Genomic DNA, 22549 nt, shown 5'->3' with positions numbered 1-22549 from the left:
CCCCATGCCTTCATTCCTCCCCTTCCATCACCTGAAGTTGGGTCGCCGCCAGCCGAACAACCTCGTACTCTTGCTGCAAACGGGCCAGCGCCTCGGGCAGCCTGGCCTGATCGAGTTCCCAGGATTCTATTTCGCTGCAGGTCGCCACCAGTTTCAGAGTGCCCATTATTCTGGCGCCCCCTTTCAGGCGATGTATGCGGTCGATGAACTGGCCAACATGCCCCTCCTCCGCAGCCCGTTGCAATCCCGCGATATCGTCGTCACTGGCCCGCACGAACTCGGCCAGCAGAGGCACCATCAGGGTCGACTGGTGTGCAGTCAGCGGCCCCAGATACCGCCGGATCTCCTCCATGCAGGCGGCCATGTCACTCTGCTCTTCTCGCTGCATGTGCCGACGCAGACAATGATCGAGCGCCTCCAGTCCGACGGGCTTGAAGAGACAGTCATCCATCCCTGCCGCCTGCCCTTCATTGATCTGCTCCTGCCGCGCATCGGCCGTCAGCCCGAGGATCACGGTGCGTCGCCAGCCGTGCAGCCGCTCCAGCTCACGGCACTGACGAGCCAGCTCGAATCCGTTCATGCCGGGCATGTTGAAGTCGGTCATGACGACATCCACCCTGGCTTCGACCAGCCGCCGCAGCGCCTCTTCTCCCGACTCGACGGCCGTGGCGTCATGACCCAGATAGGCCAGCTGCTGGCTGACCAGCAACCGGTTGGCTGGATGATCGTCCACGACCATGATCTTCAGTCGCCGCCCCGGCTCCACCACCGGATCCTGTTCAAGCGCAGCGGGCATCGCCACGGCATCGGCCACCGGCAGCTTCATCTCGACACTGACCCGGGTCCCCTGCCCGGGCGTACTCTCCAGTTTCAAGGAGCCGCCCATCGTCTCGCACAGGGAGCGGGAGATCATCAGACCCAGGCCTGTACCCGACTGCTGGATTTTCTCGGGTTGGCTGGCCTGGCTGAAGGGCTCGAACAGCCTGGCCTGCTCGGCCTGATCGATGCCGATGCCGGTATCCAGGATGGTTAGCTGCACGGTACACCAGCCATCGCTGACCCGGGAGGCCAGCGTCACCGTGACCGACCCGCGATCGGTGTACTTGATGGCGTTGCTGATCAGGTTGGAGACGACCTGCTTGTAACAGAGGCCATCGATCTGCACCCAGGACGGATCGCCCGTGACGAGCTCCAGCCGCAGGTTTTTCTGCCTCGCCAGCGCAGTGAATACGGTGACGACCGACGCTGTCAGGGTCACGATGTCATGGGGTTCGGGGGCCAGTTCGAACCGGCCAGACTCGATCTTGGAAATATCCAGGATGTCGCCGATGAGGCTCAGCAGATCGCTGGCCGAGCCATGGGCAATGGCGAGGGAGGCCTGATCCTCCTCGTGCAGCCGACCCCGCTTGAGCGCCAGTTCCAGCAAGCCGATGATGGCATTCATGGGGGTGCGGATCTCGTGGCTCATGGTCGCGAGGAAGGTGCTCTTGGCACGGTTAGCCTCCTGGGCCTCCTGGCTGGCCACCGCCAGCTCATCGAGCAGGCGTACCCGTTCGCTGACGTCGATCCAGCCTCCCACGCCACCCTGCACATTGCCGTCCAGATCGTAGTAAGGCTGAACCCAGTGATAGACGTCGACCCCGCCCGTCGGCAGGCCCAGACGGTGATCCCCCTCCTGGGCGCGGCGGCTGTCACAGGAAAGCACCAGATCCCCGTGCAGGGGAGCGAGAAAAGGCCAGCGCGTGCGCGCATCGTCCAGGCCCGTGCCGAGCAGACCGACCTTGGGTTCGCCAAGGAAGCTGGCATAGCTGCTGTTGCACAGCACCAGGATCCCGTTCAGATCCCGCGCATAGATGGGGTGGGGTGTCCCGTCCACCAGATCGGCGATGAACTTGAGCTGGGTGCTCAGCGCCCCCTCCACCAGCCGCCGCTCGCGGATCTGCTTGCGCAGGGACAGCCCCCACAGGCCAACCCAGAGGGTCAACAGCAGGATCAACGCGATAAAGACCCCGAACTCCTGAATCAACTCCTGCCAGGAGACACTCTCCTGTTTGACATTGACCCGCCAGCGGTTGGAGAGTCCTTCCAGCTCATCCGGCGGAATGATGGCAATCACCTTGTCCAGAATGTCCCGTAGTACGGGATGCGCGGGGGTGACCGCAAACGCGGCACCGATGGGGATGGAATCGAACAGCTCTCCCGTGATGAGCAGGCTGTCGGGGAATTTGCTGTTGACGTAGTACTTGGCCACCCGCAGCGGCAGTATGGTCACATCGCACACTTCCATCGCCACACAACGCATGGCGTCTTCAATCGTATCGAACTGCCGCGACGTCAGCTTGCCGTATTCCGCCTCGATGGCCTGGGTCGAGATAAAGCCCCTGACCATGGCCACGGTGCCGGTCTTGAGCAGCGATGCAGGGGGGACCTCCCTGTGGCGCAGCCCCACCACATAGGAGAGGGGATCGAGGACAAAGGCCCGGCTGAACAGATAGCGGTTCCTGCGCTCGGCAGAGGGGCTCAACACTCCCGCATCCACCTGGCCGCTATCCAGCAACTGAGTCATCTGCTCCGGTGTCTTGGCAGGCACCACCTCGAGCTCCACTCCCAGCTTGGCCCGCATGACCTGCAGCAGATCGGCGACCACGCCGTGCATGGTACCGGTGACGTCATAGAAACTGAGGGGCGGGATGCCGCTGTTCACCGCAATCCGGATTTTCTCCCGCTTGCCCAGCCATTTCCATTGCTCGCGGCTCAGGTCGATCCTGCTGGCACCGATGGAGAGACCGCCCCCATTCCAGCGTTTGGCCACTTCCGCTCGCTTGCCATCAAGGATCTCCCCCAGCGCGATATCCATGATCCTCTTGAGTCGCCGCTCCTTGGGGTTGAGGGCAAAGGCAAAACCGGCGGTATCGATATAGAGCGGCTTCAATAATTGAATGCTGTTCTGATAGAACTTGTTGACGATGAAATTGCCGGAGATCATGTCCACCATGACGGCATCAACCTGACCATATGCCACCGCGGACAATGCACTATAGCGGGACGGGTATATTTTAATTTTGTAGTCCGACAGGTAGCGCATGATGTCCATGAACGGCAAATAATACTCCGGCACGGCTATTGTTCTTATTTCCCGCTCTTTGACCTGAATGTTTTTATAGATGGCTGGGTCGTCAGCAATATATTTGTCAGTCAGCAGAAGATGCTGTTCCCGCTCATAGGAGTTGGAGGTACTCAGCAGATCGATCTCCCCCCGCTGGAGCGCTTCAATGGCAGCCGCCCTGGAGGGATATCCCTTCACCAGGATCTCGATGTGCAGCAGATGGGTCAACATGCCGACGATGTCGGCCGTCACCCCTTCATAAGCATTCGCCCTCAGGGTGATGTCCATGGGGGGGTTGTCGGGTCTGGGCACCCCCAGGATCAGCCGCTCGCGCTCCTGCAACCAGCGCCACTCCTCCCCATGCAGCGGCAAGGGGCTGGCATCGAGGTATTCCCCGCCATCCCGCGAATAGACTTGCAGCAGGGGCTCTTCCGGTTCCCGGGCCGCCAGCGGCCACACCCAGACCAGCGCCAGCAGAAGCAACAGCAATTTCGCCCTGTTCACAGCAGTTTCTGCCGTCTGGCCAGACTGATCAGATCAACGATGTTGGTGATGTTGAGTTTCTTCATCAACCGGGTCTTGTAGGTACTGACGGTTTTCTCGCTCAGCAGCATGCTTTGGGCAATCTGCTTGTTGGCATGGCCCTGACAAATCTGCAGCAGCACGCTCATCTCGCGGGAAGAGAGGGTCGACAGCAGATCTTCCCGATCGACCGTATGGGCATGCCTGGCGCCGGCGATGACGTCACGGGGGTAATAGAGTTGCCGCTTCTCTATTTTTGCGATCGCATCCTTCAGCAAATACAAATCATCCAGCTTGGACAAGAACCCCTCGGCACCGGCTTGCAGGCACCGCACCATAATATGGTGGGTGGACTGTGCAGACAGCACCAGAATCTTGGCGCCAATATCCAGCATCTTGATTCTTTTTATCACTTCGATGCCATCAAGCTGAGGTATTCCAATATCAAGGATAACAATATCTGGATGAGTGTTCCTGGCCATGGCGATAGCATCGACACCATTATCCACTTCGCCTAAAACATGATGTTCATCCTGCTTCAACAACATGTTCACGGCCATTCTTATTGCTGGATGATCATCTACTATCAATACCTTCGCCATATATAGATCCGTTATTCAGCCCTGTCCGACGAGCATATTAACTACAAATCAAGCAACGACACCATACAGCCTGACCTTGTTTTCAAGATGTTAAATAAATATAAAAATGGCATTTTCAAGTTAATCATCATTATAGCTTCATTTATTTTTTATATATTTATCAATATATTGCATTTTATTTGATTCGTATGGAGCTTGCTGATTGCCGGGTCCCCTCCCTCGTTGAATTCCCCTCCTTCCCGGCTTTTCCAGCCGGCATCCACCCACGAGAAAAAGACCGAAAAAACATATAAATCAAATACATGGGAAGCTACAAGCCACTGAAAGAAAAAGAAAAAAATTTATTTTACAAGGGGTTTCCCCCATTCCCCTTTGGGATTTTTCCTACACACCATTCGGTCGATCAAAGCAGATCCGATCGCTATCTTGGTCGACGAAAAAACAAGCTGGTCCGAGGAGAAACCTATTCCAGGTCCGGCTGCCACGACTGGTCGAATCGTCGCCAACGTGGCAAGGCATGCCCCTGACGGGCAATGAACCAACCGGGTGGTCACAACCATCCAGAAGATATGTAGGAAATATCGTAATGAAGAAGACTCTGATTGCTCTGTCCGTGGCTACCCTGGGCTTTGCCGCCACCGCTCAAGCCGCCGTAGAAGCGTCTGCCGTCGCGACCTGGCAGGCCACTGCCAAGAAAGACACCACTTCCGAGCTGGTGGTCACCCCGCTCTCCAGCCTCTCCTTCCAATATGCCGAAGGGATCAAGGGGTTCAACACCGTCAACGGCCTGTTCGATGTCGCCATCAAGGGTGATGCCAGCGCGACCGACTTCACCCTGAAGGCGAAGAAGCTGAACGGCACCCTGAATCACCTGGGTGGCGACTCCACCGTCGATGTGGGCGTGCTGTGGGGCGGCGCACCGGTCAGCACAACCGCCTACACCACCCTGATCGACACCGCTGCCGGCATCACGGGGGGGAATCTGTCTCCTCTTGCCAACGGCTTCAAGAACGATGCCGAACGCGTCACGGCGCAGGGTTCCTTCACTTTCAACATTGAAAGTGCCACTGCCAGCGGCACCCCCACCACCTTTGACGCCCTGCCGGACGGCCTGTGGAGCGGTGAAGTCAACGTCGAGTTCGTAGCGAACTGGAGCTAACTCATCCACCGCATACCATTGAGGGCCCTGCGGGGCCCTTTGTTCTCTTAGGGGCACATCATGAACCTGAAAATTGCAGCGATCTGGCTGCTGCTCATTCCCGGTATCAGCCAGGCGATCAATGTCGGCGCCGTCACCACCTTCATCGATGCAGGCAGCCAGGAGGTCGCCAAACAGATTGAAAATGGCAGCGACCAGGCCAGATTGGTCACGATCAGCGTGACACGCATCACCTCACCGGAAGAGGGAGGGCAGGAGATCCCCATGGAAGTCAGCGGCGAGCTGATGTTGTCACCCAGTCGGCTGATGCTGCCCGCCAATGCCAGAAACAACGTCAGGTTCTTTTACAAGGGCCCGCAGGATGACAAGGAGCGTTACTACCGCATCCGCTGGCTGGACACGGCGCTCTCCGTCGACGATCAGCGCAACGAACGCCGTCAGGCTGTTGCCACCACGTCAGCACAGATAGGCACCATTCTGGTGGTAACACCACGCCAGCACCGGTTCGCCTATGACCTGAAGGACGACACACTCACCAACCAGGGCAATGCCTCCTATCGCACGGTAGCGTATGGCCCCTGCCTGAAAGGCGAGGAGCTGTGCAAGGAAACCTACTACGACCTGCCGGGCAAGCAACGCCGGTTCAAGCAGGTCAATATGCGTGATCCAAAGAGCCACCTGGGACTCTGGCTGGGTCAGGAATTCGTCGTCATCAAGTAATCCCCAATCACGGTACCGCCCCACCCTCTTGCAGGGTGACGGCTCTCGTTCTCCACACCCGGAACCATGGTGCTCGATATGTTGAAAAAAGCCTGGCTGTTGCCGCTCTCCTGGCTGATTGCGATGTCAGCCTCGGCCAGCACTGCTGCCCCTCTCAAAATTGCCAACGTCATCATTCCTGCCAGTTTTGCCAAGGCGCTGGAAGAGGGGCTGGCGGTACCGGTACGCCTGCGATACACGGATGAGGACAACAGGATCGACACCCTGACCGACGACACCATCGGCAATGCCACCCTGCTGCTGCAAGACGGCAAGCTGCACTTGTTGCACCTTGATTTCAGTGCCGGCCAGCAGCAAGGCGTACTGAACGATGCCCTTACCACTCTGCTCTCCAGCAAGCAAAGACGCACTTTTTCTGCCGATGGCGACTTGCAGATCGATGCCGATGCCAGCATGCAGCTGGACCTCGTCGCCATGCTGCTCACCATCCGGGTGTCACGGGATGCCTTTGGCCAGGCGAGGCAATCTGACAACCGTGTCGCACTGACCCCGACGGTGGACACCCTGACGGGCGTACAGCGCTACAACCTGGGTTACTCCTTCATCAATACCCCCCAGAGCGGGCACCAGGACTCCAATTTCCTGCAGCTGGAGAGTACCGTCGGGCTGGGCGCGCACCATGTCGCCGTGGATGCCTCCCTTTACAACCTGGGTGAGCCGGAGCAGAGCGGCGATATCTACCGCGCCATGTACGAACGGGATCTCGATGATCGCCGCATCGCAGCAGGCATGGTCTCGACATGGGACCTGCAGACCCTGGGGGTGGTGACGGGCCTGACCACGGGTCGCCTCTACGGCGCATCCTATGGCAACCAGGCGCAATCTCGAAAACAGACCACCAACGAATCGACCACTCCGGTGCAAGTCTTCATGCCCGCCAACGGCGAGGTCAGGGTCTATCGGGATGAGCGCCTGATAGGCCTGCAAAACCTGGCGATCGGCAACCAGCACATCGACACCTCCGCGTTCCCCAACGGGGTCTACAACGTCACGGTCGAAGTCTATGTCGACGGCCGCCTGACCAGCACGACCACCCAGCGAGTCACCAAGCTGGGCGGCAATCAGAGCTTTACCCGGGAGTGGGGATGGCAATGGTGGGGAGGCATGATGGAGAACAGCCAGCACAGCGGCGATTCCCCCCTGCTCGGTCTGTCGCTGGCACGCTCGCTGGATGCCCTTGATCTGGCGACGACCACCTATGCGTTCAGGGATGCGGCCGTCGGCGAGGCACGCGCAAGCTGGCAGGTCACGGATCGCCTCGGCACCCAGTTGCAAAGCATGCTGTCCACCGATCACTCCTGGCGGCTGGCGTCCAGTCTTTCCTGGCAAGCCCATGACAATGCCTCCCTGTGGGTCAGCCAGGAAAAACTGTATGCAGGCGATGCCCTGGGAGTGAGTGCAACCGAGCTCTACTCTGCCGGCATCACGATCAATCTGGGTGGCTGGGTCAGCGGCATGGGCCAGCTGACCTTCAACACCACGCACGACCGTCAGATGAACAGCGATCGCAGTTATGCGGATTACTACCAGCACCTCTATGCGGGCCGATACGGCAACCTCTCCATGCGCGCCAGCCTGCAGAGCGACAGTGGCACACTCAATGGATTCAGCAACAAGAGCATCACCCTGGACTACTCCATCCCGTTCGACAATCTGTTCAGCTTCGGCATGAGCAGCAACGAGCAGGGCCAGACCACGGCCAACCTCAACTATCAGAAGCGCATGGAGGGAGCCATCAATCTGGCCGCGCTGAATGCCTCCCGCATGATGCACGGCAGCGACACACACAATATGGCGCTTTCCGGCACCCTGGGATTCGAGAACAGGGTCATCGGCGGCACCATGACGCTGGGTCGTGGTCATGGCGGCGACGTGAATGGCAACCTGATTGCACGGGGTGCCCTGATCACCACGGAAAACGACGTGATCGCATCCAGCCGGAGCACCTCTGGTTCAGGCCTCATCATCAATACCGGCATCCACCGGGAAGGACAGATGCTCGCCAAGGTGAATGGACAGGACTACCCCCTGCAAGGGGAACAGACCTTCCTGGCGCTCCCGCCTTATCAGGAATACGAGGTGGAACTGCTCAACAGCAAGACAGGCAAGGACAGCTATGACATCAACACCGGCAAGCAGCGCTACACCCTGTTCCCCGGCAACGTCGCCACTCTGGATGCCGGCAGCAGCATCAAGGAGATGGTCACCGTGTTTGGCGTACTCAGGGCAGAAGATGGCTCGCTGCTTGCTAACGCCCGCATTGACAACCACATCGGCACCACGGTGACCAACGAGGTCGGCGAGTTCACCCTGGACGTGGACAAGGCCAACCCCATGCTGACTTTCCGCCGGGGAAGCGACTTCTGTGAAGCCGACCTGGATCTTGCACAACACACGGGCGCGGCCTGGGTCGGCATCGTGACCTGCCAGGGACTGCCCACCTACGCCATGGTGAGAGAGTATTGAACATGAACATCACACACAGATTGCTGCTGGTCATTGCACTTGGCGCCGGCTGGGCACAGCAAGGCAGTGCGGCCGTATCCAAAACCGTCTGGCCGAATGCCGCGCTGCGCCATTTCCTGTTTATTGAAAATCAGGAAGACAACAACCTGTTTGTCGCACCAACAGATGGTCTGGATCCGCGTCTGACCGGCGCAAATGCCTGGACCTCGCTCAAAGGAAATGGTCAGGTGAGCCTGGCGTACGTTGATAATGGATACAACACCGATATCAACAACTGGAACGTCGATATGTGGGAAAACGGCCCCATCCGCCGTCCTTATGTCAACCAACGCTGCATCATGTCTTATACCCGTTGTGACCCCGACACCGCTGAGGCGGTCAACAAGCCGGCCGTCGTTGATGACTTGGGCTTTTTCGGTCTCATCGGGGCATCTGCCGGGTGGGGTCATGGCAAATTGAGTGCAAGTTTCTTTGATTATCTTCGAACCATGCCTGTCGGAGCTGTTTTGAACAGGGAGATGAACCTGTGCAGGACCACGCTCAAATATGACGCGGCAGCCGGTGAACGCTGCATCAATCAGAACAGCGGAAACTGGTATGTCAGAAACATGCAGCACAAGAAGGCCGGCCATCTTCGCTTCGTACAAACCAATGCAATAAGTGAAGTCATTGTGGACAGCAATGGTGTTCCTTATGTCTTGCCCGGTTCACAAGGTTGTGAGAATTACAGGCTGGGCACCCGAGATGGGATTTTGTGTCGTTTTCTTGATTACAACTTCAATGAAGATGGCAGTCAGAACTACACCGAGCCCTACATGTATACCAATGTCAAAAACAGCTCGCTGAATAGCGCCATTGGTTCTGCGGATCTGCAAATGAGCGCAGATTTGAAAAATTGGGCAAGCAAAGGCTCTCGCTACAACATCAGCTATTTAAGAGGACAGCCATCTGTTTATCTTTTCTTGTCCAGCAATTTCTTCAAACAAGTTGTAAGGCTGGGACTGCAAGATCAACTGACTCGCAGTCTGATCAACTTCAATATGAAGAATGGATATGCTCCCGAGAGTGGATACTATGAATTCAGCGGCACAACCGAAATTCATATAAAACCACGGGACTTCAGCGTATCCATCTTGTCTTCGGAGGGCGTCAGCAATCCTTACAGGGAGGGGCAGGTCGGGAAAGATATTCTGAGCTTCTCATACAATATCTCTGATAGCGGCCCCATCAGTGCCGATATGCTGGAAATTTCTATTTCACAGGACAGGGGGTCGCCTTATCAGGGATATTGCACTTTCTATCCGGCAGGCTCCTCAGCTCCTGAACAGGCCGTCCCCATCCCTACCAGGCTGGTATTCGATTCGGTGGCTCATGGCGCGGGTTCACGGCACGCCATTCGCTGCGATCGCACACCGGTGGATATTCGCACCCTCGGAATACAGGACAATCAACCACCGCAGGAGTGGAATGATCCCGTCAACGGCCAGGGCATCACCCGGTTTTACAAACTGGCGCTGGAATTCGACCTGACCGATCCCATGGTGCAGCGCACCATGGGCGACGAGATGTGGGAAGGCGAGGTGGAACAAAGCGGCACCATCACCATCAAGGGGACCTGGCGCTGACCATGGAGTACAACATGCATCGTCTACTTTGGCCCTTGCTGGGCGGCTTGCTGGCCTCACAGGCCGCCGCCCTCGACATCGGCGCCATGACTCTTGCCATGGCGCCAGAGCAGGAGTTCATTACCAGAACCCTGACCAACAACAGTGCTTCACCCAAGCTGTACGACATACAAATGGAAAAAATCAGCGACCCCACGGCCAGAGGCAGGACACTGCCCACCGTCCCCGGTGAGCTGCTGTTTGCCCCCAGGCGCTTCACCCTGCACGCCAGACATGCCCAGAACGTCAAGTTCTACTACAAGGGGCCCGCCGATGACCATGAGCGTTACTACCGCATCACCTTCACCGAGTCACCAGCAGCCCAGGTGGATGAAGGCAGCCAGACGCAGCACCGGGGAACCGTCGAGGTGAAGCTGGCCCTGCAGTCCATCCTGGTGGTGCGCCCGCGTCAGTCACGTTTTGCATACCAGCTGGACCCGGTACAGAGCGCCATCACCAATACCGGCAACACCTATTTCGAGTTCATGGTGAAACGGGGCTGCCAGCAGGCGGACAGCGAGGCGGACAGCAAGTACCTGCTGCCCGGGGAGACCTACCACAATCCCGGAATCAATCAGCCGGGCAACCAGAAGCTCATCGTCTACCAGTCCCGCTTCATCCCGGTGGGCAAGGGTTGCTGGCCAGACTAGGTGCCCGACACCGGACGGTCAGCAATCCCCAGGGTCAGGAGGAGAGCGTCGCCAGCCTGGCCGCAAACCCCATGAAAAAGAGGCCGATAAGGCCGTTGCCGAGACGGGCCGCCGTCTGGCGCTGACGGAAAAAGCGGGCCATCAGGGTACCGCCGAAGATCAGCAGGGTCAGGTAGACGAAGCTCATCGCTTCCAGCATGCCAGCCAGCACCAGGTAGGAGATCCAGGTGTGGGCATAGCTGAAGTCGATGAACTGCACGAAGAAAGAGACGTAGAACAGGATCGCCTTGGGATTGGTGAGGCTCAGGGTGAGGGCCTTGGTAAAATAGCGCTCACCGGGATCCGTCTCGGACGCCGGTCCCGCCTTTTTGGCGATGAAGTTCGCGTGCAGGATCTTCACCCCCAGATAAAGCAGGTAGATGGCGCCCAGATAGCGCACCAGAGTAAACAGCAAGGGGGTAGTGCGAATGAGGGACGCGATCCCCAGATAGGCGCAGAAAATGAGGATGGCATCGCCGACGAAGACGCCGAGGGCGGCGCGATAACCCGGGCCTATGCCGCGCACGGCACCGGTTCGCAGCACGTAGAGGGAGTTCGGGCCCGGGGCAATGATGATGAAGAAGAGACCGACCAGATAGGTCCAGACGTTGATGACACCCAGGCTTTCGAACATGTTCCCTCCATGGCGGGTGATGGGCCGGATAACGGCGGCAGGCCTTCTATACTAATCCGCCCCGCGCCAAGCACAAGATCTGACCTGCCATCCACACGCCGTCAGCATGAACGGCCTGCGCGCCACGCGAACGCAATCCGGGCGTTCGCCCACTTTGGTTATGTCCAGATGCGCCGGGATAGGGCATGGTAGAGGGAGTGATACCCCAGCCATGGACAAGACCTTGAGTACCGACACCCCGATCACCGCCCCGCCCGCGGTGGACAACCCGACTACCACCGCTTATCCGGTGATCGCCGCCATCAGCTTCTCGCACCTGTTGAACGACATGATGCAGTCGGTACTGCTGGCCATCTATCCCCTCCTGAAGCTGGGGCTCGATCTGTCGTTCACCCAGATAGGTCTCATCACCCTCACCTACCAGTTCACGGCCTCGCTGCTGCAACCCCTGATCGGCCTCTATACCGACCGCAGACCCATGCCCTACTCCCTGCCTCTGGGCATGGGCTTCACGCTGGTGGGGCTGCTCTACCTGTCGCAGGCAGGCAGCTTTGGCGCCGTGCTGTTGTCGGCCATGCTGATCGGCATGGGCTCCTCCGTCTTCCACCCGGAATCCTCCCGGGTCGCCCGCATGGCGGCCGGCAACCAGCCCGGTCTGGCCCAGTCTCTGTTCCAGATCGGCGGCAATCTGGGATCGGCCATCGGCCCCCTGCTCGCGGCGCTCATCATAGTGCCGAAGGGACAGGGCAGTGCCGCCTGGTTCTCGTTGTTCGCACTCATCGGGGTCATCGTGCTCAGCTTCGTCGGCCGCTGGTCCAGCCACCATGCCGCCAGCTTCCATCGGCGGATGAGGGCCCATGCTGGCACCGGCCTGAGCCGCCGCCAGATTGGCTGGTCACTGGCCATCCTCGGTCTGCTGATGTTCTCCAAGTTCTTCTACATGGCCAGCCTGAGCAGCTATTACACCTTCTACCTGATGGACAAGTTCCACCTGTCGCTGGAGAGCGCCCAGCTCTATCTGTTCGCCTTCCTGTTTGCCGTCGCGGCGGGGACCGTGCTCGGCGGGCCACTCGGCGATCGCATCGGTCGCAAGCGGGTGATCTGGATCTCCATCCTCGGCGTCGCTCCCTTCACCCTGCTGCTGCCCCACGTCGACCTGTTCTGGACCTCGGTGCTGTCGATCGTCATCGGCCTCATCCTGGCGTCGGCCTTCTCCGCCATCCTGGTCTACGCCCAGGATCTGGTACCCGGCAAGGTCGGCACCATTTCCGGCCTCTTCTTCGGCTTCGCCTTCGGCATGGGAGGGATAGGGGCCGCCCTGCTGGGCAGATTGGCCGATGCCACCAGCATCGAAACCGTCTATCAGGTCTGCGCCTATCTGCCCCTTATTGGCCTGCTGACCGCCTTCCTGCCCAATATCAGGAGAGGCTAGAGGCCAACCGGCAGCCAGCGACCGACCATAAAAAACGCGGCCTGAGCAGGCCGCGTCTGGTTCCATCACTCGGGCCGCCTGACACGGCCCGATCCGCTCGGACTCATCCGCCGAGCCTCTTTGTCAGCACCCCAGCCCGACGACCGGGCCCACTGGAAGTTGTCACCCGAGAGGCCGCTGATGGGGCCATTCACAGCAAGGATGCAGCATCCCTCAGCAGTACTGGCCTGCCACCCAGCCCGACGACCAGGCCCACTGGAAGTTGTAACCACCGAGCCAGCCGGTCACGTCCACCACTTCGCCGATGAAGTAGAGGCCGGGCACGGTGCGCGCCTCCATGGTCTTGGAGGAGAGCGCGTTGGTATCCACCCCCCCCAGGGTCACTTCAGCGGTGCGATACCCTTCGGTGCCGTTGGGCAGGATCTGCCAATCCCCCAGCAGGGTAGCCACCGCCTCCAGCTCCCGTTCGTTGTACTGGCGCATCGGCTTGCTCACCAGCCATCCCAGCTCCACCAGCTTGTCGACGAAGCGCTTGGGCAGCTCGCGCCCCAGCACGGTTTTCAGCTCCTGGGCAGGATGGGCCTGGGCCCAGGTCTTGAGGGTCTCTGGAATGTCGAGATCCGGCAGCAGGTTGATGTGGATCTTCTCCCCCGCCAGCCAAAAAGAGGAGATCTGCAGGATGGCGGGGCCGGAGAGGCCGCGATGGGTGAACAGCATGGCCTCCTTGAAGCGGGTGCCATCCTCGGCGGTCACCGCCACCGGCAGGCTGACCCCCGCCAGATCGGCGAAGGCCTCCTTGTCGGCCTGATGCAGGGTAAAGGGCACCAGCCCGGCGCGAGTCGGCAGCACGGTGAGGCCGAACTGCTCCGCCAGCTTGAAGCCGTAAGGGGTAGCACCGAGTTTCGGCATGGAGAGGCCGCCGGTGGCGACCACCAGCGACGAGCAGGCGATCTCCCCCTTGCTGGTGTCGAGCACGAAGCCTTCATCTGTCTTGCTGACGGTGAGGATCTCGGTCTGGAACTGCAGGGTCACGCCAGCCCAGTCGCACTCGGTCAGCAGGATGTCGACGATATCCTTGGCGCTGTCGTCGCAGAAGAGCTGGCCCAGGGTCTTCTCGTGGTAGTTCAGGCCATGCCTGTCCACCAGATCGATGAAATCCTGCTGGGTATAGCGCGCCAGCGCCGATTTGCAGAAGTGGGGGTTGGCCGAAAGGAAGGCATGGGGACCCGCCTGATGATTGGTGAAGTTGCAGCGACCGCCGCCGCTGATGAGGATCTTGCGGCCCGGCTTCTTGGCGTTGTCGAGCACCAGCACGGAGCGACCCCGGTAGCCAGCCTGGGCCGCACACATCAATCCGGCCGCCCCGGCACCGATCACCACCACATCCACCTGTTTCATCGTCACTCACCCATCAAAAGAAAAACGGCCCCTTTACCTTAAAGGACCGTCATTGTACCCGGCAGACACCAGCACAGCGGTACAAGGACACCTGCAAATAGAAAACGGCCCCTTTACAAGGGGCCGTCATTGTACTGACTGAACACTAAGTGTCCACGACTATCAGGCGTTGCCGTCCATGATGCTGGCCGGGGCGCCCTTGGCCAGCTCGGCCAACTCCTTGTCGATGAAATAGAGGCCCTTGCCATCCTCGCCCACCAGGCTCAGACGGTCGACGATGCTCTTGAACAGCTTCTCCTCTTCGTGCTGCTCGGCCACGTACCACTGCAGGAAGTTGAAGGTGGAGTAATCCTGGGTGGTGAAGGCGACATGGGCCAGACCGTTGATGCACTTGGTGATGTGATACTCGTGCTCCAGGGTGGTGCGGAAGATGTCACCCAGGGACTTGAATTCGTGGGGAGGCGCTTCGATGGCCCCCAGCACCGGCATGGCGCCGGTCTCGCTCACGTAGGTGAACAGGCGCTCCATGTGCTGGCGCTCCTCGACCGCATGCTGACGCAGGAAGGTGGCGGCCCCCTCGAACCCCTTGTCCTCGCACCAGGCGCTCATCTGCAGGTAGAGGTTGGAGGAATAGAATTCAAGATTAATCTGCTCGTTCAACTTCTCGATCATGGCTTTGGCCAACATGATGATTCTCCACTGTGATTTGCCCACGATTGTCGCCACTGTTGCATCCTGACGCAACCAGAGACAACCGACGCACCCCGCAGTTGCGACGACTTTTCACCTCATCCTCTCCCCCATACGGTTATAGAGAAGCAAAGAAACATGGTGTAGGTGACATCAGCCATTATGATGGCGCCATTGGTCGGGGAAAGGATTCAATGAGATTCATAATGGCACTGGCGCTGCTCTGGATGACCCAGTTGCAGGCAGCTCCCTCCTTGCTGAAAGAGGCTGAATTGCAGGCGGCGCGCGATCCCGTCGGCTATCTGCAGCGCCTCGACGCCAGTCCCCAGCAGGATATGGAACTGTTCTACGCCAGGTCCCTGGCCCAGGCAGCCCTAGGCCGCTATCCCCAGGCACAGCGCGACAATGCCCGCGCCCGGGGTCTGGCCAATGCCCAGCAGGAGACCCTGCGCCTGCTCGACTTCCGGTTGCAGCAGATTGCCCTGACCCTGGATGCCGATACGCCGGATCAGGCGCTCGAGCTGCTCACCCAGCTCTGGCCAGTGGTCCGGCATCACCCCAGGCAGGTCTCGGAGTGGCATGCCCTCAACGGGCTCGCCCTCTACCGTACCCAGCAGATGAAAGAGGCGATCCTCGAGCTCAAGACCGCCTATCACCTCAAGCAGAAAGAGCCGGGTTCCATCCTCTCCACCTTGCAGTGCGGCCGTCTGCTGATGACCCTCGGCAACCTCTATGCGGACCTCAATCTCTACCGTGAGGCCGAGACCTATTATCAGGATGCCCTCGGCCAGATGGTGCAGCTCAACGAACCCAACAGCCAGGCCATCATCCGGGCCAACATGGCCAGGCTCTACATCGACATGGGCCAGCCTGCCAGAGCCAGCCAGTTGCTCGATACCCTGCTGGCCACGCCGAGCCTGTCACCCCACTATCGCGCCATCGTCCTCGGCTACCAGGCCATGGTGTTCAACGCACGGGCGGACTGGCACGCCGCCTGGCGCAGCCTGGAGGAGGCACAAGCCATCTATGACAGGCTGGATAGCCCGCAGGCGGCCTCCCGTCTGACCGAGATCAGGGCAAGAACCCTGCTGGGTCGTGGCGAGAAGCAGCTGGCCCTGCAACTGCTGATGGAGCACACCGCCCCTCTCTCCATGGATGGTCGGGCGATGCAGGCCAGGTTACTGGCCGATCTGGGCCGCTACCCCGAGGCCTACGGGGCCATGACCCGCTACATGCAGTACTACAAGCAGCACTTCAACCAGACCCTGAGCCAGCACGCGGCCGCCTTCCAGGTCGAGATGGATCTGGCTCGCAGCGAGGCCAGCAATCGCGCGCTGCAGCAGGAAAACGAGAGCAAGCGCCAGCAACTGCTCTACCAGCAGAATGCCCGCTACTACCAATTGCTGCTGCTGGTGCTGCTGGCCGTCGCTCTGATCCTGCTCGGGCTCACCACCCGCAGGCTCCACCGCAGCTCTCGCCACCTCTACAAGCTCGCCACCTTCGATCAGCTGACCGGGCTGCCCAACCGTCGCGCCCTGCTGGAGAGACTGGGTCAACAGTGGCTGCACGAAACGCCCCTGACCCTGCTCATCATCGACATCGATCACTTCAAGCAGATCAACGACAAGCATGGTCACCAGGCGGGGGATCAGGCTATCCGGCAGTTGGCCAGGGAGCTCAAGAGCTGGGCGCCGGACCAGCAGTTGATCGGGCGCTGGGGCGGGGAAGAATTTCTGGTGGCCATGACCCAGGACGGGGCCACCTGCTGGCGGCTGGCGGAGCAGCTGAGAAGCCGGATCGCCTACCTGGCCGCCCCCCACATGACCATCAGCATCGGGGTGGCGGAACGCTCGACGCAGGATGACAGCCTGAGCCAGCTCATCCATCGGGCCGACATGGCCATGTATCAGGCCAAGCGCCAGGGGCGCAACCAGACCGTGCTGGCCCAGTCTCCCCACCTTTCCCCTGAACTGGCCTGCAACGTCGCCTGATGCCCCCTCGTGCGGGTGTCAGGGCGTCAGCTCAGTGAGTGACGCCACGTTCACCGGCGCACCGTAATCCACCCCCGGCAGCTCGAAGCCGTTGAGCTGCATGAACTCCTGGCGCAACCCGGCAAAATCCCCCAGGGTGCGGAAGTTCTCCGGCGTCACCTTGGGCCAGAGTGCCGAGACGGCGGCCTGCACCGCTGGCTCAAGCTCGTGGTCATCCATCCGGATCAGCCGGTTGCCATCGGCGACGACCCCTCTGGGCCCGTACATCTTGTCGGCAAACAGCCGCTGCATCTGCTCGATGCTGCCCTCGTGGACACCACGCTCCTTCATCACCCCCATCAACAGGCCCAGATAGACAGGCAGCACCGGAATAAACACGCTCGCCTTGGTCACCAGCGCCTTGCAAACCGACACCCAGGCATGACCGCCAATCCCGGCAAGTTGCAGGTTGATGGTCTCGGCGGTGGCGTGCAGGTGCTCCTTGGCATAGCCGATGGTGCCGTCTCTATAGAGGGGGTAGGTGGACTCGGGGCCGATATAGGAGTAGGCAACGGTCCGGGCGCCGGGGGCCAGGCAATCCGCCTGCTGCAATGCCTGCATCCAGCGCTGCCAGTCCTCGCCCCCCATCACGGTGACGGTGTCGCGGATCTCCTCCGGGGTGGCTGGCACCAGCGACTGCTGCACCAGCGCATCGTGCTCCAGATCCAGCCCCCAGCCTTGCAGCGGCTGGCCTGTGGTCTTGAGCACCGAGCGTACCTGTGTGCCATCCGGCATCACCCTGACTCCGCTCGCCAGCGAATAGACCACCAGATCCACCTGCCCGAGTCGCTGGCGGATGACGTCGATGGCCTGCTGGCGCATGGTGTCGGAGAAGGCATCCCCGATCAGGTTGACGGCGATGCGACCGGCTTGCTCCGCCGCCTGACGAAACCAGATGTTGTTGTACCAGCCAGCACTGCCGAGCCCCTTGTCGGAGGGACCCCGCTCGAACGAGACGCCCAGGGTATCGGCCCCGGCGCCGAAGGTGAGCGCGATCCGGGACGCCAGCCCGAAACCGGACGATGCCCCCAGCACCAGCACCCGTTTCGGCCCGTTGAACGGCCCCGCCGCCCGCACCTGTTCGATCTGTTGCAGCACGGCGGCGCGACAACCCATGGGGTGGCAATTGCGGGCAACACAACCCTGGATCTGGGGATGAATGATCATGAAGGACTCTCCGGTGCATCGGTGGGACATGAGAAACGGCCATGACAGCGTCACCCGGTTGCAGGTGAGGAGCCCTGGCCGTTTTGCCAAGGGAACTGGCTACAGCATAACCAAGGGGGGCGGGATTACCTTGATGTCGGACGGGATATGGACTGGAAGAGGGCAGAAAAACAAAAGGGAGCGCGAGGCTCCCCAAAGCGGTATTCAGATGCTTTTTGTTGTTTTGTGTTCATTGCGAAGCACGGGCATATCCTATTCCCCCACCTTCCCGAGGGCAATAGCACGCCTGTGACCGGCGTCAAACTCCTGTTCAAAATATGCACTCCCCGGCCACCTGCACCTCTACGCCTTCCGGTTCGAGGTCAGGCAAATCCTGAAACTGTGGCGACGATGCCGTTTTAGTTTCAGCAGACATTGGTATAGTGGACCCAGGATCAGTGAGGAGAACTCCCATGAATGGAACCTATTACAAACACGTACTGGCCGCGATCGACCTGTCGGAAGACAACCGCAAGGTGATCGAGAAGGCGGTCGACCGGGCCCGCTCCAACGGCGCCAAGCTGTCGGTGATCCATGTGGATGTGGACCTCAAGGATCTCTACACCGAGATGATCGACATCGACATCGACAACGTGCAGGACCAGGTGATCGCCGAAGCGAAGGAGAAGCTGGAAGCCTTCCTCGCCTTGGTGGACTACCCCATCGAGAAGAAATTGGTGATCTGCGGCGATCTGAGCGAGCGGGTCAACCAGGCGGTCAAGGACTACCAGATCGACCTGCTGGTGTGCGGCCATCGCCAGAGCTTCTGGAGCCTGCTCACCTCGAGCGCACGCCAGCTGATGAATACCGTGCCCTGCGACATGCTGGTCGTGCCCTTGCAGAAGTGATCGAACAGGCGTAGTGTGATTTGCCATGAATATGACCTCATTCAATCACAACTACTGGTGGTGCCGCTTCTAAACAGGCGGCACTGCTTTTCTATGTAAAATTTCCCAAAGAAAACACCGTGACCGCCGAGAGGCGGTCATTGTTTTCATCCCTTTGTCGCCTCCCGGCTCACCCAACTGGAGAGAGTGACATGCACAACCCCGTGATCCTGACCGGCGACCGCCCTACCGGCAAACTGCACATCGGCCACTACGTCGGCTCCCTGCGCCAGCGCGTGGCCGCCCAGCACCATTACCGCCAGTTCGTCATGATCGCCGATCTGCAGGCGCTGACCGACAACGGCCACAACCCGGCCAAGGTGACCGACCACGTGCTGGAGGTGATGGCCGACTACCTGGCCGCCGGCCTCGACCCGGCCAAGACCACCTTCTGTCTCCAGAGCGCCCTGCCCGCCCTCGCCGAACTCACGACCTACTACCTCAACCTGGTCAGCGTCGCCCGGCTGGAGCGCAACCCCACCGTCAAGGCCGAAATCCAGCAGAAAGGGTTCGAGCGCAGCCTGCCCGCCGGCTTCCTCGTCTATCCGGTCAGCCAGGCCGCCGACATCACCGCCTTTCGTGCCACTCACGTGCCGGTGGGCGAGGATCAGCTGCCCATGCTGGAGCAGACCAACGAGATAGTGCGCCGCTTCAACACCCTGGTGGGCAAAGAGGTGCTGACCGAGTGCCAGCCCATCCTGAGCGACACCGGCCGCCTGCCCGGCATCGACGGCAAGGCCAAGATGTCAAAGTCCCTTGGCAACACCATCGAACTCGGCATGTCGAGCGGCGAGATCAAGCAGGCGGTGTTCGCCATGTATACCGACCCCAATCACCTCAAGGTGAGCGATCCGGGTCAGGTGGAGGGCAATACGGTGTTCGCCTATCTGGATGCCTTCCACCCCGACAAGGCCCTGGTGGCCGAGATGAAGGCCCACTACCAGCGCGGCGGACTGGGGGACATGCGCTGCAAGCAGGTACTGAACGACTGCCTGCAGACCCTGCTTGCCCCGATGCGGGAGCGGCGCGAGGCAGCCATCGCCGACAAGCGCCAGCTGCTGCGCCTGTTGCAGCAGGGTACCGAGCAGGCCCGGGCCCTCACCGACGAGGTGCTGGCCGAGGTGAAGGGGGCGATGGGGCTGGACTACTTCTCCGGATTGGCGTGATCTGCCCCCTGCGGCGCGGGATGGCCGAGCGCATCCGCGCCGTAGCGCTCCCTCGCCAGCCGGTGCAACAACCCCTTGAACCAGCCGATCGCCTCGTCATGGGCACTGAGCGGGTGGCCCGCCATCAGGTAGACGATGGGGATGGCGGGTTCCAGCTGGTGCAGGCGCAACGGATAGTGGCGACAGAAGTGGCGCCCGATCATCTCGGGCACCACCACCAGGTAGCGGCCGGTCGCCATCAGCGGCGGTACCGCCATAAAGCTCGGCAGCCTGACCCCCAGCTCCCGCTCCACCCCGAAACGGGCCAGCCAGAGATCCACCATGGCCTGGCTGTGGCCCCAGCTGGAGGTGTGGATATGGGGGCGGCTGACCAGTTCTCCCGGCCCCAGCATGTCGGGCAGAGCGCTGCCGAGGGGCGACAAACAGACCAGCGGATTGCTGAACCACTCCTCGCGCCACAACCGGGGCGAGAGGTGGTTGGCACCGGCAAACCCGATCACCAGATCCAGTTCCCCCTTCTCCAGCTCCCGCTCGTAGTCGCTGTCCGCCAGCTCGCACACTTCCAGTCGGCAGTGGGGAGCCTGCTGCACCATCCACTCCACCAGCACCGGCACCAGGCCGTGCTCCACCGAGCCCGGGGTGGCGATGCGAAAGATCCGCCGGGCACTTGCCGGGTCGAATCCCTTGGCCTGACGCAGCCCCTGCTCCAACATGGCCAGCGCCTGGCGCACCGGGCTCGCCAACGCCTTGGCCCGTTCGGTCGGCATCATCTCGCGCCGACTCATCACGAACAGCGGGTCATCCAGCGCCTGGCGCAAGCGCCCCAGCGCATGGCTGACGGTGGACTGGGAGAGGTGCAGCCGTTCGGCGGCACGGGTGACGTTGCGCTCCTGCATCAGCATGTCGAACACGGTGAGCAGGTTGAGGTCGAGGCGGGAGAGGGGCAGTTCCATCGATATTGGCCATAGTTGAATGACGACAATTCATTTTTGGCATAGTAGCAGATTGCATAGAATGCGCAGGCGAATTACATCGGAGATTCAAATGCGTAGCTATCTGTTGTTGCTGGCGATCGGCCTGTTGTGGGGCTCCCAGTTCATTTTCATGCACCAGGCCGTGGCTGAACTGCCCCCCATCATGGTGGCCGCCGGACGCGCCCTGTGCGGCAGCCTGACCCTGGGTCTGCTCTGCCTGTTCATGCGCCTCAAGAGTGAACACACGCCCTGGCGAACCTATATGCTGATCGCCCTGCTCGACGCCACCATCCCCTTCATCATGGTGGCCTGGGGACAACAGTATGTGGACAGCGCCATCGCGGCCGTGGTCATGGGTTGTATCCCCTTTGTGACCATTCTGGCGGCTCCCTTGTTTATTTCTGGTGAAAGAATCACCAAGGGCGGCCTCGTCTCCGTGATCATCGGCTTCATCGGCGTGCTGGTACTGTTCTGGCCCAAGCTGACCAGCGGCATGAATGCCGGCCTGCTCGGTGCCATGGCCATCCTGTTCGGTGCCAGCTGCTTCGCCATCGGCCTGCTGATGATCAAGCGCTTCGCCAAGGACCATCCTGTGGTCGTGGCCCGCAACATCCTGATCTCCTCGGCCATCCAGCTGCTGCTGGCCGCGCCCTTCGTGGCCGACCTGAGCACCCTCACCCTGCCGAGCCAGCAGGCCATGGGCGCCGTCGCCATGCTGGGGATCTTCTGTACCGGCCTGGTCTACTTCCTCTACATGGCGCTGATCCAGAAGGCGGGCCCGACCTTCGCCTCCTTCAGCAACTACCTGGTGCCGCTGTTCGGCGTCATGCTGGGAGCCCTGTTCCTCGGCGAGCAGATCCAGTCCACCACGGGCGTGGCGCTGGCCCTGATCCTGGGTTCGGTCGCCCTCAACCAGTGGGCACAGCAGCGCCGCCAACAGCGGGAGGCTGCCCTATGTCAGGCATCCTGACCACCCTCTGCGGCGGTCTGGTACTGATAGCCGGCTGGCAGTATCGCCACCGGTTGGCCGGGGTGCTGGGTCTGCTGATGGTGCTGCTGCCCTGGTTCTTCGACAGCAAGCTGCAAGCCATGCTGAACTATGCACTGAATGCCTGAAGACCCTCTCTGCGTGTGTGACGAGAGT

Annotated in this window: 18 protein-coding genes; 11 read left to right on the top strand and 7 right to left on the bottom strand. The window is 60.5% G+C overall.

Annotated elements, in window-relative coordinates; translation table 11 throughout:
* Positions 1–10 precede the first annotated feature (10 nt).
* Both AB5Y80_RS04905 and AB5Y80_RS04900 read right to left on the bottom strand, forming a co-directional pair.
* The gene (locus AB5Y80_RS04905) at positions 11–3610 is read right to left on the bottom strand and encodes a transporter substrate-binding domain-containing protein (protein WP_368172581.1); all 3600 of its coding nucleotides are present in this window, start codon (positions 3608–3610) and stop codon (positions 11–13) included.
* Positions 3607–4230 (bottom strand): response regulator transcription factor, encoded by a 624-nt coding sequence (locus tag AB5Y80_RS04900; RefSeq protein WP_029313398.1) that lies wholly within the window; start codon positions 4228–4230, stop codon positions 3607–3609. Before AB5Y80_RS04900 ends, AB5Y80_RS04905 begins: the two co-directional genes overlap by 4 nt.
* Before the next feature lie 586 nt (positions 4231–4816).
* On the opposite strand from AB5Y80_RS04900, the gene AB5Y80_RS04895 reads away from it, so the two are divergent.
* From AB5Y80_RS04895 to AB5Y80_RS04875, 5 genes are all read left to right on the top strand, one after another.
* Entirely contained in the window at positions 4817–5389 is a 573-nt protein-coding gene (locus AB5Y80_RS04895; protein ID WP_010672341.1) for a common pilus major fimbrillin subunit EcpA, read from the top strand.
* A gap of 60 nt (positions 5390–5449) precedes the next feature.
* On the top strand, positions 5450–6109 hold the full coding sequence (locus tag AB5Y80_RS04890) for a fimbria/pilus periplasmic chaperone (RefSeq protein WP_010672340.1): 660 nt from the start codon (positions 5450–5452) through the stop codon (positions 6107–6109).
* A gap of 78 nt (positions 6110–6187) precedes the next feature.
* Positions 6188–8635: a TcfC E-set like domain-containing protein gene (locus tag AB5Y80_RS04885; RefSeq protein WP_368172580.1), complete on the top strand. Its 2448-nt coding sequence runs from the start codon at positions 6188–6190 to the stop codon at positions 8633–8635.
* A 2-nt stretch (positions 8636–8637) separates the two neighbouring features.
* Positions 8638–10260 carry a hypothetical protein gene (locus tag AB5Y80_RS04880; protein WP_368172579.1) on the top strand — a complete coding sequence of 541 codons (1623 nt, stop codon included), beginning with the start codon at positions 8638–8640 and terminating at the stop codon, positions 10258–10260.
* Between the two features lie 14 nt (positions 10261–10274).
* On the top strand, positions 10275–10949 hold the full coding sequence (locus AB5Y80_RS04875; protein ID WP_368172578.1) for a fimbria/pilus periplasmic chaperone: 675 nt from the start codon (positions 10275–10277) through the stop codon (positions 10947–10949).
* Positions 10950–10983: 34 nt separating this feature from the next.
* Here AB5Y80_RS04875 and leuE read toward each other — a convergent pair whose 3' ends face one another.
* Positions 10984–11622, bottom strand: coding sequence for a leucine efflux protein LeuE (gene leuE, locus AB5Y80_RS04870; protein ID WP_368172577.1), 639 nt, complete (start codon positions 11620–11622; stop codon positions 10984–10986).
* 211 nt (positions 11623–11833) lie between these two features.
* On the opposite strand from leuE, the gene AB5Y80_RS04865 reads away from it, so the two are divergent.
* Positions 11834–13054 carry an MFS transporter gene (locus AB5Y80_RS04865; protein ID WP_041214206.1) on the top strand — a complete coding sequence of 407 codons (1221 nt, stop codon included), beginning with the start codon at positions 11834–11836 and terminating at the stop codon, positions 13052–13054.
* A 213-nt stretch (positions 13055–13267) separates the two neighbouring features.
* On the opposite strand, the gene AB5Y80_RS04860 is transcribed toward AB5Y80_RS04865, so the two are convergent.
* Both AB5Y80_RS04860 and ftnA read right to left on the bottom strand, forming a co-directional pair.
* Complete coding sequence (locus AB5Y80_RS04860) at positions 13268–14452, bottom strand: NAD(P)/FAD-dependent oxidoreductase (protein ID WP_045522679.1); 1185 nt, start codon at positions 14450–14452, stop codon at positions 13268–13270.
* 162 nt (positions 14453–14614) lie between these two features.
* Positions 14615–15139: a non-heme ferritin gene (gene ftnA / locus AB5Y80_RS04855; protein WP_010672333.1), complete on the bottom strand. Its 525-nt coding sequence runs from the start codon at positions 15137–15139 to the stop codon at positions 14615–14617.
* A 209-nt stretch (positions 15140–15348) separates the two neighbouring features.
* On the opposite strand from ftnA, the gene AB5Y80_RS04850 reads away from it, so the two are divergent.
* Complete coding sequence (locus AB5Y80_RS04850; protein WP_368172585.1) at positions 15349–17133, top strand: diguanylate cyclase; 1785 nt, start codon at positions 15349–15351, stop codon at positions 17131–17133.
* Between the two features lie 18 nt (positions 17134–17151).
* Here the strand turns inward: AB5Y80_RS04850 and fabV are convergent, their stop codons facing one another.
* Positions 17152–18339 (bottom strand): enoyl-ACP reductase FabV, encoded by a 1188-nt coding sequence (fabV, locus tag AB5Y80_RS04845; protein ID WP_368172576.1) that lies wholly within the window; start codon positions 18337–18339, stop codon positions 17152–17154.
* 452 nt (positions 18340–18791) lie between these two features.
* Here fabV and AB5Y80_RS04840 point away from each other — a divergent pair, with 452 nt between their 5' ends.
* Both AB5Y80_RS04840 and trpS read left to right on the top strand, forming a co-directional pair.
* Positions 18792–19226 carry a universal stress protein gene (locus tag AB5Y80_RS04840; protein ID WP_368172575.1) on the top strand — a complete coding sequence of 145 codons (435 nt, stop codon included), beginning with the start codon at positions 18792–18794 and terminating at the stop codon, positions 19224–19226.
* A gap of 191 nt (positions 19227–19417) precedes the next feature.
* On the top strand, positions 19418–20431 hold the full coding sequence (gene trpS / locus AB5Y80_RS04835; protein ID WP_039040673.1) for a tryptophan--tRNA ligase: 1014 nt from the start codon (positions 19418–19420) through the stop codon (positions 20429–20431).
* Here trpS and AB5Y80_RS04830 read toward each other — a convergent pair.
* Positions 20410–21384 (bottom strand): LysR family transcriptional regulator, encoded by a 975-nt coding sequence (locus tag AB5Y80_RS04830; protein WP_041212089.1) that lies wholly within the window; start codon positions 21382–21384, stop codon positions 20410–20412. The two genes, trpS and AB5Y80_RS04830, sit on opposite strands and share 22 nt — an antisense overlap.
* 91 nt (positions 21385–21475) lie before the next feature.
* On the opposite strand from AB5Y80_RS04830, the gene AB5Y80_RS04825 reads away from it, so the two are divergent.
* Both AB5Y80_RS04825 and AB5Y80_RS04820 read left to right on the top strand, forming a co-directional pair.
* Entirely contained in the window at positions 21476–22375 is a 900-nt protein-coding gene (locus AB5Y80_RS04825; RefSeq protein WP_045522666.1) for a DMT family transporter, read from the top strand.
* A complete protein-coding gene (locus tag AB5Y80_RS04820) occupies positions 22360–22521 on the top strand; it encodes a hypothetical protein (RefSeq protein WP_010672325.1) in 162 nt (53 codons plus the stop codon). The genes AB5Y80_RS04825 and AB5Y80_RS04820 overlap by 16 nt, the downstream gene beginning before the upstream one ends.
* Positions 22522–22549 lie beyond the last annotated feature (28 nt).

The sequence above is a fragment of the Aeromonas sp. R2-1 genome (genome assembly GCF_040908425.1).
Lineage (GTDB): Bacteria > Pseudomonadota > Gammaproteobacteria > Enterobacterales > Aeromonadaceae > Aeromonas > Aeromonas caviae.
Note: the sequence above shows the minus strand (reverse complement) of the source record. Positions and strands in the feature narration are given on the sequence as shown.

Bases quoted from the DNA above. Each gene is read 5' to 3' on its own strand.
- AB5Y80_RS04900 (WP_029313398.1), bottom strand. From the start codon at position 4,230: ATGGCGAAGGTATTGATAGTAGATGATCATCCAGCAATAAGAATGGCC.
- AB5Y80_RS04895 (WP_010672341.1), top strand. From the start codon at position 4,817: ATGAAGAAGACTCTGATTGCTCTGTCCGTGGCTACCCTGGGCTTTGCC.
- AB5Y80_RS04890 (WP_010672340.1), top strand. From the start codon at position 5,450: ATGAACCTGAAAATTGCAGCGATCTGGCTGCTGCTCATTCCCGGTATC.
- AB5Y80_RS04885 (WP_368172580.1), top strand. From the start codon at position 6,188: ATGTTGAAAAAAGCCTGGCTGTTGCCGCTCTCCTGGCTGATTGCGATG.
- AB5Y80_RS04880 (WP_368172579.1), top strand. From the start codon at position 8,638: ATGAACATCACACACAGATTGCTGCTGGTCATTGCACTTGGCGCCGGC.
- AB5Y80_RS04875 (WP_368172578.1), top strand. From the start codon at position 10,275: ATGCATCGTCTACTTTGGCCCTTGCTGGGCGGCTTGCTGGCCTCACAG.
- leuE (WP_368172577.1), bottom strand. From the start codon at position 11,622: ATGTTCGAAAGCCTGGGTGTCATCAACGTCTGGACCTATCTGGTCGGT.
- AB5Y80_RS04865 (WP_041214206.1), top strand. From the start codon at position 11,834: ATGGACAAGACCTTGAGTACCGACACCCCGATCACCGCCCCGCCCGCG.
- AB5Y80_RS04860 (WP_045522679.1), bottom strand. From the start codon at position 14,452: ATGAAACAGGTGGATGTGGTGGTGATCGGTGCCGGGGCGGCCGGATTG.
- ftnA (WP_010672333.1), bottom strand. From the start codon at position 15,139: ATGTTGGCCAAAGCCATGATCGAGAAGTTGAACGAGCAGATTAATCTT.
- AB5Y80_RS04850 (WP_368172585.1), top strand. From the start codon at position 15,349: ATGGCACTGGCGCTGCTCTGGATGACCCAGTTGCAGGCAGCTCCCTCC.
- fabV (WP_368172576.1), bottom strand. From the start codon at position 18,339: ATGATCATTCATCCCCAGATCCAGGGTTGTGTTGCCCGCAATTGCCAC.
- AB5Y80_RS04840 (WP_368172575.1), top strand. From the start codon at position 18,792: ATGAATGGAACCTATTACAAACACGTACTGGCCGCGATCGACCTGTCG.
- trpS (WP_039040673.1), top strand. From the start codon at position 19,418: ATGCACAACCCCGTGATCCTGACCGGCGACCGCCCTACCGGCAAACTG.
- AB5Y80_RS04830 (WP_041212089.1), bottom strand. From the start codon at position 21,384: ATGGAACTGCCCCTCTCCCGCCTCGACCTCAACCTGCTCACCGTGTTC.
- AB5Y80_RS04825 (WP_045522666.1), top strand. From the start codon at position 21,476: ATGCGTAGCTATCTGTTGTTGCTGGCGATCGGCCTGTTGTGGGGCTCC.
- AB5Y80_RS04820 (WP_010672325.1), top strand. From the start codon at position 22,360: ATGTCAGGCATCCTGACCACCCTCTGCGGCGGTCTGGTACTGATAGCC.